Origin of the sequence: Rubrivivax albus, assembly GCF_004016515.1 — a bacterium.
GTDB classification, from domain to species: Bacteria; Pseudomonadota; Gammaproteobacteria; order Burkholderiales; family Burkholderiaceae_C; genus Rubrivivax; species Rubrivivax albus.
The window spans coordinates 16,849-31,359 of record NZ_SACT01000004.1; the positions used below are offsets into that span (position 1 = coordinate 16,849).

Here is a 14,511-nt window from a genome sequence, read left to right on the forward strand (position 1 = left end):
GCGCGCCGGCGCCGCTTGGCCTACGCGTTGAACACCCTGGGCCTGAATCTAGGCGTGCCGCCTGCTGCGAACCGCGCTGATTTACTGCGGTGATTCAGCAGCAGTCGGTTGGCGCAGTTCCGTCGTGGCCCCCTGGCCTTCGTGTGAGGCCGGAGACGCGCCAGTGCCAGCCTGATGCACCACGAAGTCCGCGACGGCCTGCCAGCCCGCCCGAAGCTGATCGTCGCTGCGACCGATGTAGTGGTTCAGCGTGACGTCGCCCGCGACGGAGTGATTGAGCATCCGCTTGAGCACACTGGCCGGAACCAGTGGTTCGGCAATGGAGGCAAAGGTAGACCGCAAGCCATGCGGCAGCACATGCACCTTCGCCTGGGTATTGATCGATTGCAGGGTCTTGCGCAGGTCGCAGACTGGAAACAGCGGGTCGTCTGCCTTCAGGCCCACCATGCGGCGCTTGACGATGGCGAACGCTTGGCGTGACAGCAGCAGGCGGTGGTCGGTCCGGTTCTTCGTGTCCAGCAGCGTGATCGATGCGCTGCCCATGTCGACATCGGCGACGCGGATGGGTGGATAGCCGTGCTTCTTGCTGCCATGGATCTCCACGCCACGACAGCCGGTGAGCAACTGGAACATCAGCGCATCGGCTGCGACCTTCGAATGTGCGTTCGAGGCGGCACGCCACCAGGCCGCCAAGCGGTCCGGAGGGATCGGTGCCGGCCTACCTCGGGCAGGCGGCAGGACGATGCGGTCTCTGCCCGGCGTGTCCACGCCCAGCGGGTTGCCCGGCACCTGCGCGCCGTGCCACCTGAGGACGGCGCGCAGGACCTGCATCGCGTAGGCCGCCTGGCGTGGCGACGTGGCCGATGCCTGGTCGTAGAGGCTTCGGATCTCCTGGGCCGTGATCGAAGCGAGTGGCTTGTCCGCCAGGCCGTGGAGCAGCCCAGGCGCGATCTTCCGGTTCTTGGCGGAGACGGATGGCCCGGCGACCATGGCCAGGTACTCGGCACGGGTGCGCGCCTTGAGGGCAAGACCGTCCTTGGCGCGGCGCTTGCGGGAAACGTATTCACGTAGTGCCTCGGCAAGCGTGGTGCACGCCAATTCTGGTGTCGGGCTGGACACGCTTCCTGCCTTGGCAACGGCCGCGGCAGCTTCCTGTTCTGCCCGCCAGTCGATGCCTTCGTAGGCCAGGGCGCGGATGCGCGCCGCCTCGGCACGTGCCTCGGCCAGGCGCATCTGGTGCGGCGCGTCACCGTACGTCCTCGGGAGCCTCACCTGCCGCTCGACGCCACTGCCCTTGACGGAATAGCGCACGAGCAGGGTCCGCTGGCCGTCGGGCGCGATGCGCATCTGCAGACCACGCTCAATGGTGACCTTGTACGGCTTGTCCCTGGGTTTGCAGGCGTCCAGCGCCTTGACCGTCAGCACAGGCATGCGACCTCCGTGTCCGATCCGTGTCCGAATCGGCGTGAGATCGCAGGGTGCGGCGGTGGACAACCTGGGACAATCCGGCCAGTCCAGCCATTGCTGGCCCCGGCGGGGATGGCGTCCTGGGACGTCCCAGTCATGCCCGCGTAGTCCCGCTGGGCCCGACTCTTAATCCGTTGGTCGTAGGTTCGAATCCTACAGGGCCCACCAAATTCGACAGGGACCTGGCGCGCAAGTGCTAGGTCCCTGTTCGATGGGCGTCGCATTCTGGTGCCAACACTCAGGCGGCGCTGACGTGCGGTTCGCTCAGGCCATGCCGAAGGAAATCCGCCGTGGCGCGCCCGAGCGGGCGGTCCCGTCGCATCACCACGGACAGTGGCCTGCGCGCACGCGACAGCGTGGTGCGCAGGGCCACCAGCGTGCCTGCCCCCAGTTCGGCGGCGACCGCGTGGCGCGACATGCAGGCCAGCCCGGTGCCGGTGGCCGCCAGCCGCTTGATGGCCTCCGTGCTGCCCAGTTCGAACGCCACGCGCAGCGTGCCCAGGCGAGGCAGCAACCAGGCGTCGGCTGCCTGCCGCGTGCCGGAGTCTGGCTCGCGCAGGATCCAGTCCGCCGCCGCCAGCTGGCGCAGTGTGGCCGTACGAGCCGCCAGGGCGTGCGTCGGTGCGGCCACGATCACGAGCTCGTCCTCCAGCCATCGGCGCAGCAGCAGGTCGGGATGGGTCTGCGGGCCTTCGACGAAACCCAGGTCCACATCACGGTCCACCACGGCGCGGATCACCTTGGCCGTGTTGCCCACCGTCATCTGTACCGGGCTGTCGGGGTGGGCGGCCCGCCACCGCGCGATGTGGGCCGGCAGGAGGTACTCGCCGATCGTCAGGCTCGCGGCCAGGCGCAGCGGCGGCGCCAGGCCGCCGTCGAGCAGGCCTTGCAGGTCGGCCGCGTGCTCCAGCAACGAGAGCGCTCCAGGCAGGAGCGCACGGCCGGCGTCGTTGAGCGCCAGGCGGCGCCCGATGCGGTCGAACAGCGGTGCGCCCAGCACCGCTTCGAGTTCTGCCAGTGCCGCGCTTGCGGCTGACTGCGAGCGCGCCACGCGCTGCGCCCCGCCCCGCGTGCTGCCGGCACGCGCGGTGGCCACGAAGACCTCCAACTGGCGCAACGTCAACCGCAGACGTTGCGCGCCGTCGTCTCGCTCTTGACCTGATTTTTCGTTCACGGTGAACGAGATTATCCGCTTCTGTGGATCACTGACCGGGCGTAGGATGGGGCGAGCCCGGCGCTCGACCGCGGCCGACCCAGGAGACCAGGCCGTGACCACGACCGCCCGCCCGCTGCACGACCCCTTGGCTCCGCCGCTGCCCGGCGCCACCACCGAGGTCAAGACCACCACCTGCTACATGTGTGCCTGCCGCTGCGGCATCCGCGTGCACCTGCGCGACGCCGGTGATGGCAACGGCCCGCAGGTGCGCTACATCGAGGGCAACCCGGAGCACCCGCTGAACAAGGGCATCCTGTGTGCCAAGGGCTCGTCGGGCATCATGAAGCAGTACTCGCCGGCGCGGCTGACGCATCCGCTGCGCCGCAAGCCGGGCACCGAACGCGGCGCCGGCCAGTACGAGCCCATCAGCTGGGACGAGACCTTCGAGCTGCTCGCCCAGCGCCTGGGCCACCTGCGCGCCACCGACCCCAAGAAGTTCGCGCTGTTCACCGGGCGCGACCAGATGCAGGCGCTCACTGGCCTCTTCGCGCGCCAGTTCGGCACGCCCAACTACGCGGCGCACGGCGGCTTCTGCTCGGTGAACATGGCCGCGGGCATGATCTACACCATCGGCGGCAGCTTCTGGGAGTTCGGCGGGCCGGACCTGGACCGCGCCAAGCTGTTCGTGATGATCGGCACCGCCGAGGACCACCACAGCAACCCGATGAAGGCGTCGCTGTCGAAGTTCAAGCGCGACGGCGGGCGCTTCATCGCCATCAACCCCATCCGCACCGGCTACGCCGCCATCGCCGACGAGTGGATCCCCATCCGCCCGGGCACCGACGGCGCGCTGTTCATGGCCATCATCCACGAACTGATCGCGCAGGGCCTGTACGACCGGCCCTTCGTCAGCCGCTACACCAACGGTGGGCAACTGGTGAACCAGGACGAGGCCAGCGACGAGTTCGGCCTGATGCTGCGCAACCCCGACGGCGAGATCCACAACCCGCTGCGGCCCCACAACTTCTTCTGGTGGGACCGTCACACCGATGCGCCCGTGGCCGACCACGCCGACGGCACCGACCCGCGGCTGTTCGGCAGCTTCACGATGCCCGACGGCCCGCTGAAGGGCACGCCCGTGAAACCCGCCTTCCAGTTGCTGGAAGAGCGCGTGCGCGACTGCACGCCGGAATGGGCCGAAGGCATCACCGGCATCCCGGCCGCGCGCATCCGCGCGCTGGCGCACGAGATGGGCATCACGGCGCGCGACCAGAAGGTCGAACTGCCCATCCCCTGGACCGACTGGTGGGGCCAGGAACACAAGAGCGTCACCGGCAACCCGGTGGCCTTCCACGCCATGCGCGGGCTGGCGGCGCACAGCAACGGCTTCCAGACCATCCGCGCGCTGGCCATCGTGATGAGCCTGCTGGGCACCATCGACCGCCCCGGCGGCTTCCGCCACAAGGCGCCGTACCCGCGTGCGGTGCCACCCAACGCCCGGCCGCCCAAGGGCCCGCAGTCGGTCAAGCCGAACACGCCGCTGGATGCGCCGCCGCTGGGCTGGCCGGAGACCCCGGAGGACCTGTTCGTCGACGACGCCGGCGAGGCGGTGCGCATCGACAAGGGCTTCTCGTGGGAGTACCCGCTGTCGGCCCACGGGCTGATGCACAACGTGATCACCAACGCCTGGCGCGGGGATCCGTACCCCATCGACACGCTGATGCTGTTCATGGCCAACATGGCCTGGAACTCCAGCATGAACACGTCGGAAGTGCGCAAGATGCTGGCCGACAAGGGGCCGGACGGCGGGTACAAGATCCCCTTCGTGGTCGTCTGCGATACCTTCCAGTCGGAGACCACGGGCTTCGCCGACCTGATCCTGCCGGACACCACCTACCTCGAGCGGCACGACGTGATGTCGATGCTCGACCGGCCGATCAGCGAGTTCGACGGCCCCTGTGATTCGGTGCGCGTGCCGGTGCTGCCGCCGCTGGGCCAGTGCAAGCCCTTCCAGGAGGTGCTGGTGGAGCTGGCCTCGCGGCTGAAGCTGCCGGCCTTCACCACCGCCGAGGGCGGCCGCAAGTACGCCGACTACCCGGACTTCATCGTGCGCTACGAGACGGCGCCGGGGTCGGGCATCGGCTTCCTGACCGGCTGGCGCGGCGAGGACGGTTCGAAGTCGCTGCGCGGCGAACCCAACCCGAAGCAGTGGGAGATGTACGCGGCCAACAACTGCGTGCACCACCACACGATGCCGCCGGAGATCCGCTACATGCGGAACTGGAACAAGGGCTACATGCAGTGGGCGCAGGCCAACGGCCTGCGGCGCGACAACGATCCCATCACCATCCACCTGTACTCCGAGTTCGTGCAGCGCTTCCGGCTGGCGGCGCAGGGCAAGGGCGAAGGACGCAAGCCGCCCGAGCGCCTACGGGAGCGCATCGCGCAGTACTTCGACCCGCTGCCCTTCTGGTACCCGGCGCTGGAGGTGCAGTCCAGCGACCGCGCCGCCTTCCCGCTGGCCGCCGTCACGCAGCGGCCGATGGCGATGTACCACGCCTGGGACTCGCAGAATGCCTGGCTGCGCCAGATCCACGCGCACAACTTCCTCGTCGTCAACACGAAGACGGCGTTGGCCGCCGGCATCGCCGACGGCGCGTGGATGTGGGTGGAGTCGCAGTGGGGCAAGGTGCGCTGCCTGTGCCGCCACAGCGAGGCCGTCGAGCCGGGCACGGTGTGGACCTGGAACGCCATCGGCAAGGCCAAGGGCGCCTGGGCGCTCAGCGGCGACGCCAACGAATCGGAAAAGGGCTTCCTGCTCAACCACCTGATCAGCGAGGAACTGCCGCCGGGTGCCGATGGCCGGCGCATGTCGAACTCCGATCCCATCACCGGCCAGGCCGGCTGGTACGACGTCCGCGTGCGCATCCGCCCGGCCGCGGCCGACGAGCCGGCGCACAGCTTCCCGCAGTTCGACGCCATGCCGGCGCTGCCCGGCACATCACCACCACCGCGCTGGCGGGCCTGGTTTGCCGGTGCGCCGAAGCAGGGGGATGCGTCATGACGCAACTCGCCCTGGTCATCGACCTCAACGTCTGTGTCGGCTGCCACGCCTGCGTCACCAGCTGCAAGCAGTGGAACACCTCCGGCAGCGCCGGCCCGCTGGTCGACGAGAACCCCTACGGCGCCGACCCCACCGGCACCTTCTTCAACCGGGTGATGAGCTTCGAGGTGGGCGAGTACCCGGCCACGCAGACGGTGCACTTCCCCAAGAGCTGCCTGCATTGCGAAGAGCCGCCCTGCGTGCCCGTGTGCCCCACTGGCGCCAGCTACAAGCGGCCCGAGGACGGCATCGTGCTGGTGGACCACGACAAGTGCATCGGCTGCAACTACTGCAGCTGGGCGTGCCCGTACGGCGTGCGCGAGCTCGACGAGCAGCGCAAGGTGATGACCAAGTGCACGCTGTGCGTGGACCGCATCCACGACGCCGCGCTACCGCCCGCCGAGCGTCGGCCGGCCTGCGTGATTTCGTGCCCCACCAGTGCGCGCCTGTTCGGTGACGTGCACGATCCCGACAGCGAGGTCTCGGTGGCCATCCGCGAGCGCGGCGGCTACCCGCTGATGCCGGAGGCCGGCACCAAGCCGGCCAACCACTACCTGCCGCGCCGCCTGCACGGCGACACCACGCGGCCCGAGCAGCTGCGCCGCGAACAGAACCCGCTGCACGTGGACGGGCGGCAGCCGGCCTACGACGGCGCGCCGCTGGACGCCGACTGGGAGCATTGAGATGAAACGACCCCCACGCTCACTTCGTTCGCTGCCCCCCAAGGGGGCTGTCAACACCTTCGGACCGGCCGGGCGGTGCTGACATGAGACCCGCCTGGTCCATGATCTTCTTCACCACCCTGGCCGGCGCGGCGCAGGGCCTGATGCTGGGGCTGGTGGCGCTCGACGCTGCGGTGGCCTTGGGCCTGCTGCCGGCACCCAAGGGGCCGTTGTTCGTCACCGGCGCAGTCGTGGTGCTCGTGCTGGGCGCTGCCGGGCTCGTCGCGGCCACGTTCCACCTCGGCCGCCCCAAGCGTGCGTGGCGTGCGGCGTCGCAGTGGCGCACGTCCTGGCTGTCGCGCGAGGTCATCGTGCTGCCGGCCTTCCTGGCCACGACGCTGGCCTGGGGCGTGGCGCAGTGGCAGGGCGGGACCACTTTCTGGCTCGGCCTGCTGGCCGCACTGCTGGCGCTGGCGCTGTACCTGTGCACCGGCATGATCTACGCGGCCGTCGGCGTCATCCGCGAATGGGCCAGCCCGCTGACGCCGTTGAACTTCACCTTGCTCGGCCTGGCCTCGGGGCTGACGCTGGGCGCTGCGTTGGTCGCTTTCCACGCGCCGGCGCTGCTGCCTTGGGCCGCTGGAGCCGCCGCCGTGGCCACGGTGCTCGGCGCCATCACGCGCGGCGCCAGCACTTGGCGCAACGCGACGCTGGCACCGCGCAGCACGGTGCAGTCGGCCTTGGGCATCCGCCACCCGCGCATCGTGCAAAGCTCGCAGGGCACGCTGGGCGGTTCCTTCGGCACGCGCGAGTTCTCCCATGGCGCGGCACCGGATCTGCTGCCCCGGCTCCGCTGGGGTGTGGCGGTGGCCGCCTTCGTGCTGCCGGTCATCGTGCTGGCCACCCAGGGCGGCCGCCTGCCCGGCGTCCTGCTGGCCGCGCTGGCGTTGCTGCAGTGGGCCGGGCTGCTGGGTGAGCGCTGGCTGTTCTTTGCCGAAGGCCGCCACCCGCAAAACCTCTACTACCAGCGCATGGGCTGAGGCTGGACACGAAACAGTCCCTGCGGACTGTTTCGTGCCTGCCGAAGCGGTCGAGCTCTGCGAGACGGTGGGAGGCCCGGACGTGGAACAGTCCCTGCGGACTGTTCCACGCCTGACGAAGCGGTCGAGCTCTGCGAGACCGTGGGAGATCTGGACACGAAACAGTCCCTGCGGACTGTTTCGTGCCTGCCGAAGCGGTCGAGCGCTGCGAGACCGTGGCCGGATCCGTGCCCACACCGGACTGCATCGCACCAGCTGTCAACGCCGATTGACGCCGTACCTGTCGCGGTGCGCATAATGGCCCGGACGGGTTCGCCCGCACGGAGCATGGGCATGGCGATCAGTTTTCCCTTCTCGGCCATCGTCGGGCAGGACGAGATGACGAGGGCGATCCTCGTCGCGGCGGTGGACCCGGGGCTGGGCGGTGTGCTCGTCTTCGGCGACCGCGGCACCGGCAAGTCCACCGCCGTGCGCGCGCTGGCCGCGCTGCTGCCGCCAATGACCGCCGTGCAGGGCTGCCGCTACGCCTGCGCACCCGAATCGAGCGGTGGCGCCTGTCCCGACTGCGCCACGCTGAAGGCCCCGGGCGCCCGCGTGCGCACGCACCGCGTGCCGGTGCCGGTGGTCGACCTGCCGCTGGGCGCCACCGAGGACCGCGTCGTCGGCGCACTCGACCTGGAACGCGCGCTGGCGCAGGGCGAGCGGGCCTTCGAGCCCGGCCTGCTGGCGCGCGCCAACCGCGGCTTCCTCTACATCGACGAGGTCAACCTGCTCGAGGACCACCTGGTGGACCTGCTGATCGACGTCGCCGCCTCCGGCGAGAACGTCGTCGAGCGCGAGGGTCTGTCGGTGCGCCACCCGGCGCGCTTCGTGCTGGTGGGCAGCGGCAACCCGGAGGAGGGTGAACTGCGGCCGCAGCTGCTGGACCGCTTCGGCCTGTCGGTGGAGGTCAAGACGCCCACCGACCTGGCGCTGCGGGTGGAAGTGGTCAAGCGTCGCGACGCCTTCGAGCGCGACCCGGCCGGCTTCGTCGAGCGCTGGCGCAAGGACGACGAGCGCCTGCGCCGGCGCATCGTGGCCGCACGCCGTCGCGTGGCCGACGTGCAGGTGCCCGACGGGGTGCTCGAGCGCTCGGCCCGCCTGTGCATGGCCCTGGGCACCGACGGCCTGCGCGGTGAACTCACGCTGATGCGCGCGGCGCGCGCGCTGGCGGCGCTGGACGGTGACGACACCGTGGACGACCGGCACCTGCGGCAGGTGGCGGCGCCGGCGCTGCGCCACCGCCTGCGCCGCAACCCGCTGGACGATGCCGGCTCCAGCGTGCGCGTGCAGCGTGCGGTGGACGAACTCTTCGCTGCGCCCGCATGAATCCTGAGCAGGCCGCGCTGCTGCTGGCGGTGGACCCGCTGGGGCTGGGTGGCGCCCGTCTGCGCGGGGCGCCCGGGCCGGCACGCGAGGCCTGGCTCTCCACCCTGCGCGCCCTGTTGCCCGATCACGCCCCCTGGCGGCGGCTGCCGCTGCATGCCGACGATCACCGCCTCTACGGCGGCCTGGACCTTGCCGCCACGCTGCAGCACGGGCGGCCCGTGCTGCAGCCCGGCCTGCTGGCACAGGCCGATGGCGGCTGTCTGCTGGTGCCCTCGGCCGAACGGCTGGCGCCGGGTCGCGTGGCCGCGCTGGCCTCGGTGCTGGACCGCCACATCGTGCCGCTGGCGCGCGATGGCCTGGTGGCGGACCTGCCGGCGCGGCTGGCCCTGATCGCCTTCGACGAGGCGGCGGCCGACGACCCGCCGCTGGCCGACGCCCTGGTCGATCGCCTGGCCTTCAGCCTCACGCTGGACGATGCTGAGCAGGGTGCCGGCGACGACCTGCCCACCCTGGCTGCGAGGGTGGTCGCGGCGCGCCGGCGTCTGCCGGCCGTGGGGCACGACGAGGCCCTGCCCGAAGCGCTGGTGGCGGCCGCCGACGCCCTGGGCATCGTGTCGCTGCGGGCCGCCAGCCTGGCCCTGCGCGCCGCGCGGGCGCTGGCCGCCCTGGCCGGGCGCGACCGTGTGACGGCCGACGATGCGGCGGCCGCGGCGGCGCTGGTGCTGGCGCCACGCGCGACGCGGCTGCCGGCTGCCGCCGATGAGGACGGTGTGGTGGACGACGCCGGTGACGACGTCGATCAGACGCCGCCACCGGCGGTGTCGCCGCCCGCCGAAGCCGAGGTCGCATCGGACCCGAGCCCGGCGCCGCCCCTGGACGACGGCAGCCCGCCGGTCGAGCGCCTGCTCGAAGCGGCCCTGGCCGCGCTGCCGCCGGGCCTGCTGGCGCTGCTGGCGGCCGGCGACACCACGCGCCGGGCTGGTGGTGCCGGCCGCGCCGGTGCGCAGCACGACGGCGCCGGCCGTGGCCGGCCCTGCGGCGCCCGCCGCGGCGACCCGCGCGGCGGCGCCCGCCTGCACCTGGTGGCCACGCTGCGGGCCGCGGCGCCGTGGCAGCCGCTGCGCCGGCGCGAGGCCGAGGCCCGCAGCGTACCGGCTGGGTCGGCGGCCTTGCCGCGCGTGCACATCCGCCGCGACGACTTCCACACCGTGCGCCGCCGCCCGCGCCGGCAGACGACCACGGTCTTCGTCGTCGACGCCTCGGGCTCGGCGGCGCTGCACCGGCTGGCCGAGGCCAAGGGTGCGGTGGAACTGCTGCTGGCCGAGTGCTACGTGCGCCGCGACCGCGTGGCCCTGGTCAGCTTCCGCGGCCGACCCGAAGGCCCGGGTGCGGAGGTGCTGCTGCCACCCACCCGATCGCTCGCGCGGGCGCGCCGCTGCCTGGCCGGGCTGGCTGGCGGGGGCGGCACGCCGCTGGCCGCGGGGCTGGACCTGGCGCGCCAGGTGGTGGACGAGGAGATGCGCCGCGGCGCCACGCCGGTGGTCGTGGTGCTGTCCGACGGCCGCGCCAACCTGTCGCGCGACGGCTCACCGGGCCGCGAGGCCGCGGGCGCCGACGCGCTGGCCGCAGCCCGCCCCTGGCGCGAGGCCGGTGCCGGCGTGCTGTGGCTGGACACCGCACCGCAGCCGCAGCCGGCGGCCCAGCGCGTGGCCCAGGCCATGGGGGCGCGCTACCTGCCGCTGCCGCACGCGGATGCGCGGCAGGTGTCCCAGGTGGTGCAGGCCACGGCAGCGCGATGAGGGCGCGGCGCCTTCAACCGTCGCCGGCGAGCAGGGGCCCTGCGATGGCCAGCACCCGGTCGGGGTCCTCCTCGTGGGCCAGGTGGCCGAGGTCGCCGACTTCGTGCAGGTGCACGTGGGCGTGGCGGCGGGCCAGGCGCTGGGCCTGGGTCGGCGGCACGGCCGCGTCACGCTGGCCCACCAGCAGGTGCAGCGGCCGGTCCAGTCCCGCCAGGTCCCGCGCCAGGCCGGCCAGGTCCCAGTCGGCCATCATCGCCAGCACGCCGGCCATGTGGGTCGGGCGGCGTAGCAGTTGCGCATACAGCGCGATGCCGTCGTCGTCGAGCACCGAACCGCACGAGGCCACCAGCCGGCGCACGCCCTCGATGTCGCGCGCGCGCCAGGCACCAAGCTGCGCGATGCCCGGGCTGGCGGCCAGCAGCCGTGCCGCGGCGGGGTACACGCGGCCGGCCAGCCCGTCGAAGGGCAGCAGGGCGGCATTCAGCCCCACCAGGCGCGCACGCGGCAGGCTGCCGTCCAGCGCCATGCGCAGCATCAGCGCCGCGCCGGCGGAGTGGCCGAGCACGGCGTCGGGCTGCAGCGCCAGCGCATTCAGCCACGCGGCGGTGGCGGCCGCCATGCCGGGCAGCGTGCGCTGCCTGCGCGGCAGCATGCCGCTGAAGGCGTGGCCGGGCAGGTCGGGCGCCACCACCTGCCAGCCGAGGGCAGCGAGCATCGGCGCCAGGGCGCGCCAGCTGTGCGTGCTGGCGGCCGTGCCGTGCAGCAGCAACAGCGTGCGCCGCGCGCCGGGGCCGGCGTTGTCGTCACCCCAGGCCTGCCAGTGCCAGCGCAGGCCACCGGCGTCGGTGGCTCGGCTGTGCTCGGCATGGGGCCAGTCGGGCGCGGGCAGGGCCGGCAGGGTCATGGGGCATTGTCGTGCAGCGGTCCGGGGCCGGCTGTGCGACCCGTGAGGGCGTGACCACGATGGGTTCGGAACGTGCCCCCAGCCTGTCGCTGCGCCTGCGCGAGGCCACGCGCCAACTGCATGGCGAGGTCGAGCGCAGTGCACTGATGCAGCAGTTGCTGCGTGGTCGACTGGCGCGCGCGGACTACTGCCGCCTGTTGAGCAGCCTGCACACGATCTATGCGGCGCTGGAATCCGGGTTGGCCGAACGTGCCCTGCACCCGGGCCTGGCTGACCTGCCGCTGGCTGGCCTGGCGCGCTGCGCGGCCCTGTCGATCGACCTCGAGCATCTGCATGGCGGCCGTTGGGCGCAGGACCTGCCGGCGGCACCGGCGGCGCGTGCCTATGCCCTGCGGCTGCAGACGCTGGCCGCGACCGACCCCAGCCTGCTGGCGGCACACGCCTATGTGCGCTACCTGGGCGATCTCAATGGCGGCCAGGCGCTGGCGCGCATCGTGGCGCGGGCCTACCAGCTCGCCCCGGGCCAGGCCGTGGCCTTCTACGACTTTGGCCCGCCCGCCACGGTGGCCAGCGCCATCACGGGCTTGCGCGCCGGGCTCGACCGCTGCGCGCCCGACGAGGCTGCCGCGCAGTCACTGGTGGCCGAGGCCGTGAGCGGCTTCGAGCGCCACGGCCAGCTGTTTGCGGAGCTGCTGCAGGCGCCGGCATGAGGCCTGCATCCGGCGGCGCAGCGACGTTCAGACGTCGTCGTCGTCGCGCGGTGTCGTGAAGCCGCGGATGCGGCCGTAGAGCAGCGTGGCCCGCTGCGTGGAGCGTTCCAGCTGCTCCAGCATCGGGGCCACGGGCCCGGCGGTGCTGTGGTCGGCGAAGTCCATCGCCGCCAGGCTGGCGTGGGTGAGGATGGAGGTCAGCAGCGGATCGGTGCTGCGTGCCATGCCGGCCAGGCCGGTGGCAGGATCCGCCTGCATGGCATGCAGGTTGGCTGCCGCGCTCATCGCGTTCTGCAGCGACGCCTCCAGGTGCCGGCGGGCCTCCGCCGCGCGCTTGGTGTCGCGCAGGTCGACGAGCGTGAACACCAGGCCCAGCGGCTGGCCATGTCGACCCGGCACGCCTTCGGCCCGCACCGCCACCGGCAGCGCGCCGCCGTCCGATCGTGCCAGGGCCAGTTCGCCGCGCCAATGCGGCTGGCCGCGGCCCAGCAGGGCGAGCACCTCGCGCATCGGGGCCGGCGGGTCGAACAGGCTGTCGACACCACCGCCTGGCGGCAACTCGGTCTCCGCGCGGCCGACCAGGGCCAGCAGCGCTGCGTTGGCGAAGATCAGGCCGCCGTCGGCACGGGTGATCAGCACCGGCTCGCCGGCGTTGCGCACCGCGTTGCGGATGCCCGCGAGCTGGTGCTCGGCCACCAGCAGGCGCACCGCGTGCACCTGCACGATGATGTCCACCAGCGCCTGGCCGAAGGCGCGGCCGAGCGCGAGATCGGCCGGCGTCCAGGGTACCGCGGTGCCGCGCACGAGTTCCGACCAGGCGGCGAACGAGCGCCGCGGCGACAGGTGCATCGGGTCGTCGCCGACCATGGGCTTGTTCGGGTCGCCAGCCCAGGTGACGGTGTGCAGCTGTTCCTTGCGGAACCACATCAGCCACTCCGACGCCGTGGCCGACAGGCGCACCGCGAGCACGCCGCTGGCCATGGGCGTCAGGCTGGCCAGCGCCGGGTTGGCCTTGCCGACGGCGGCATGGGCGAACACGCGGTCCTGCGCCTGCGTGTCCACCCAGGCCTGCAGCGCGCGCAACTCCGGCGTGGACGGCACCTCGCCGGCCGTCAGCACCTCGCCTTCGGCGAACAGCGCGCCACCGGTGGCCTCCAGCGGCTGCAGCAGGTGACGGGGGTGGCGGAACAGCGCGAGCCGCCAGTCGCCTTCGGTGGACGTGGCTTCCACGAGACGCTGTTCGAGCCGGCGCACGAGCACGGCCACCTGGGCGTGCGCGTAGTTCTCGATGGCGGCGATGCGCGTGGACACGACCTCGCCGATGAGGTCGCAGGCCGCACGCAGTGCGTGGCGCACGTTGCGCGGCGCGTAGTGGTGGGCGGCGATCAGACCCCAGAGCTGGCCGTCGCGCACCAGCGAGACCACCAGCGTGGCGGTGACGCCCATGTTCTGCAGGTACTGCAGGTGCAGCGGCGACATGCTGCGCAGGTAGCTCATCGACAGGTCCAGCGCGTCGCCCACGAGCCGGCCGGCGGCATCGCGCAGCAGCGACGGCGTGTAGTGCACGTCCACCAGCACGCGCACGCGGTTGCGCATGTACAGCGCGCGGGCGCGCTGCGGGATGTCGGAGGCCGGGTAGTGGTGCCCGAGCAGAGACTCCAGCCGCGGGTCGCGCGCCTCGGCGATGATCTCGCCGTGCCCGTCGGCGTCGAACTTGTAGACCATCACGCGGTCGTGGCCAATGAGGTCGCGCACCGCCCTCACCGTGGCGTCGGCGAGCACGCCCAGGCTGGCGGCCTGCCCCAGCCGTTCGACGGCGCCGCCGACCATCTGCATCAGGGCGTCGCGGTCATGCTCGACCGTCAACGCGCCGCGCGCCGGCACCGGCTCGAGTTCGAGCACCAGCCGCCCATCGTCCACCGCATGGAGGGCGCCTTCCCAGTGCTGCCGCGCGTCGGTGGCGCCCTGCAGCGGGACCGGTTCACCGGCTTCCAGGTCGGCACGTGCCTGCACCACGGCCTCGGCCAGCTGCGGGGCCCACGTCGGCAGGGCGCGGCCGAACAGGTGCTCCGGGTGCAGGCCCAGCAGCGCAGCGGCGTTGTCGGAGGCCGCGGTGACCCGCAGGTCGTCGGGTGACAGCACCAGCAGCAGGCCGTGCGGCTGCACCGAGCCCGCCAGATGGATGAGCTCCTGCTCGCAGTTGGTCAGGTCTGCCTGACCGAAGGCGGGGCTGTCGGGCGTCACGGCCGGTCGTGGCTGGGCATGGTGCGGGCGTGCGGCAGTTCGCGCGCGACGCGCCGCT

The 14,511-nt window shown here is 72.4% G+C and carries 10 protein-coding genes; 6 read left to right on the forward strand and 4 right to left on the reverse strand.

The annotated features are described in order from the left end of the window. Window positions 1–81: 81 nt before the first annotated feature. Together ENE75_RS13190 and ENE75_RS13195 are read right to left on the reverse strand one after the other, a co-directional pair. The gene (locus tag ENE75_RS13190) at window positions 82–1,431 is read right to left on the reverse strand and encodes a tyrosine-type recombinase/integrase (RefSeq protein WP_128198794.1); all 1,350 of its coding nucleotides are present in this window, start codon (window positions 1,429–1,431) and stop codon (window positions 82–84) included. 274 nt (window positions 1,432–1,705) lie between these two features. Beyond that, window positions 1,706–2,641 carry a LysR family transcriptional regulator gene (locus ENE75_RS13195; RefSeq protein ID WP_128198795.1) on the reverse strand — a complete coding sequence of 312 codons (936 nt, stop codon included), beginning with the start codon at window positions 2,639–2,641 and terminating at the stop codon, window positions 1,706–1,708. 127 nt (window positions 2,642–2,768) lie between these two features. On the opposite strand from ENE75_RS13195, the gene ENE75_RS13200 reads away from it, so the two are divergent. The 5 genes from ENE75_RS13200 to ENE75_RS13220 all read left to right on the forward strand — a co-directional run bounded on the left by ENE75_RS13200 (window position 2,769) and on the right by ENE75_RS13220 (window position 10,595). Further along, window positions 2,769–5,687, forward strand: coding sequence for a molybdopterin oxidoreductase family protein (locus ENE75_RS13200; protein WP_259371712.1), 2,919 nt, complete (start codon window positions 2,769–2,771; stop codon window positions 5,685–5,687). Then, window positions 5,684–6,409 carry a 4Fe-4S dicluster domain-containing protein gene (locus tag ENE75_RS13205; RefSeq protein WP_128198797.1) on the forward strand — a complete coding sequence of 242 codons (726 nt, stop codon included), beginning with the start codon at window positions 5,684–5,686 and terminating at the stop codon, window positions 6,407–6,409. Before ENE75_RS13200 ends, ENE75_RS13205 begins: the two co-directional genes overlap by 4 nt. A gap of 83 nt (window positions 6,410–6,492) precedes the next feature. Then, the gene (locus tag ENE75_RS13210; protein ID WP_128198798.1) at window positions 6,493–7,428 is read left to right on the forward strand and encodes a dimethyl sulfoxide reductase anchor subunit family protein; all 936 of its coding nucleotides are present in this window, start codon (window positions 6,493–6,495) and stop codon (window positions 7,426–7,428) included. Between the two features lie 333 nt (window positions 7,429–7,761). Continuing rightward, complete coding sequence (gene bchI, locus ENE75_RS13215) at window positions 7,762–8,796, forward strand: magnesium chelatase ATPase subunit I (RefSeq protein WP_128198799.1); 1,035 nt, start codon at window positions 7,762–7,764, stop codon at window positions 8,794–8,796. Next, window positions 8,793–10,595, forward strand: coding sequence for a magnesium chelatase subunit D (locus ENE75_RS13220; RefSeq protein ID WP_128198800.1), 1,803 nt, complete (start codon window positions 8,793–8,795; stop codon window positions 10,593–10,595). Before bchI ends, ENE75_RS13220 begins: the two co-directional genes overlap by 4 nt. A 13-nt stretch (window positions 10,596–10,608) precedes the next feature. Here ENE75_RS13220 and bchO read toward each other — a convergent pair whose 3' ends face one another. Further along, window positions 10,609–11,499: an alpha/beta fold hydrolase BchO gene (bchO, locus tag ENE75_RS13225; protein ID WP_128198801.1), complete on the reverse strand. Its 891-nt coding sequence runs from the start codon at window positions 11,497–11,499 to the stop codon at window positions 10,609–10,611. A 59-nt stretch (window positions 11,500–11,558) separates the two neighbouring features. Between bchO and ENE75_RS13230 the strand changes: the two genes are divergently transcribed. Continuing rightward, a complete protein-coding gene (locus ENE75_RS13230) occupies window positions 11,559–12,209 on the forward strand; it encodes a biliverdin-producing heme oxygenase (RefSeq protein ID WP_128198802.1) in 651 nt (216 codons plus the stop codon). 27 nt (window positions 12,210–12,236) lie between these two features. Here ENE75_RS13230 and ENE75_RS13235 read toward each other — a convergent pair whose 3' ends face one another. After that, a complete protein-coding gene (locus ENE75_RS13235; RefSeq protein WP_128198803.1) occupies window positions 12,237–14,453 on the reverse strand; it encodes a GAF domain-containing protein in 2,217 nt (738 codons plus the stop codon). Window positions 14,454–14,511 lie beyond the last annotated feature (58 nt).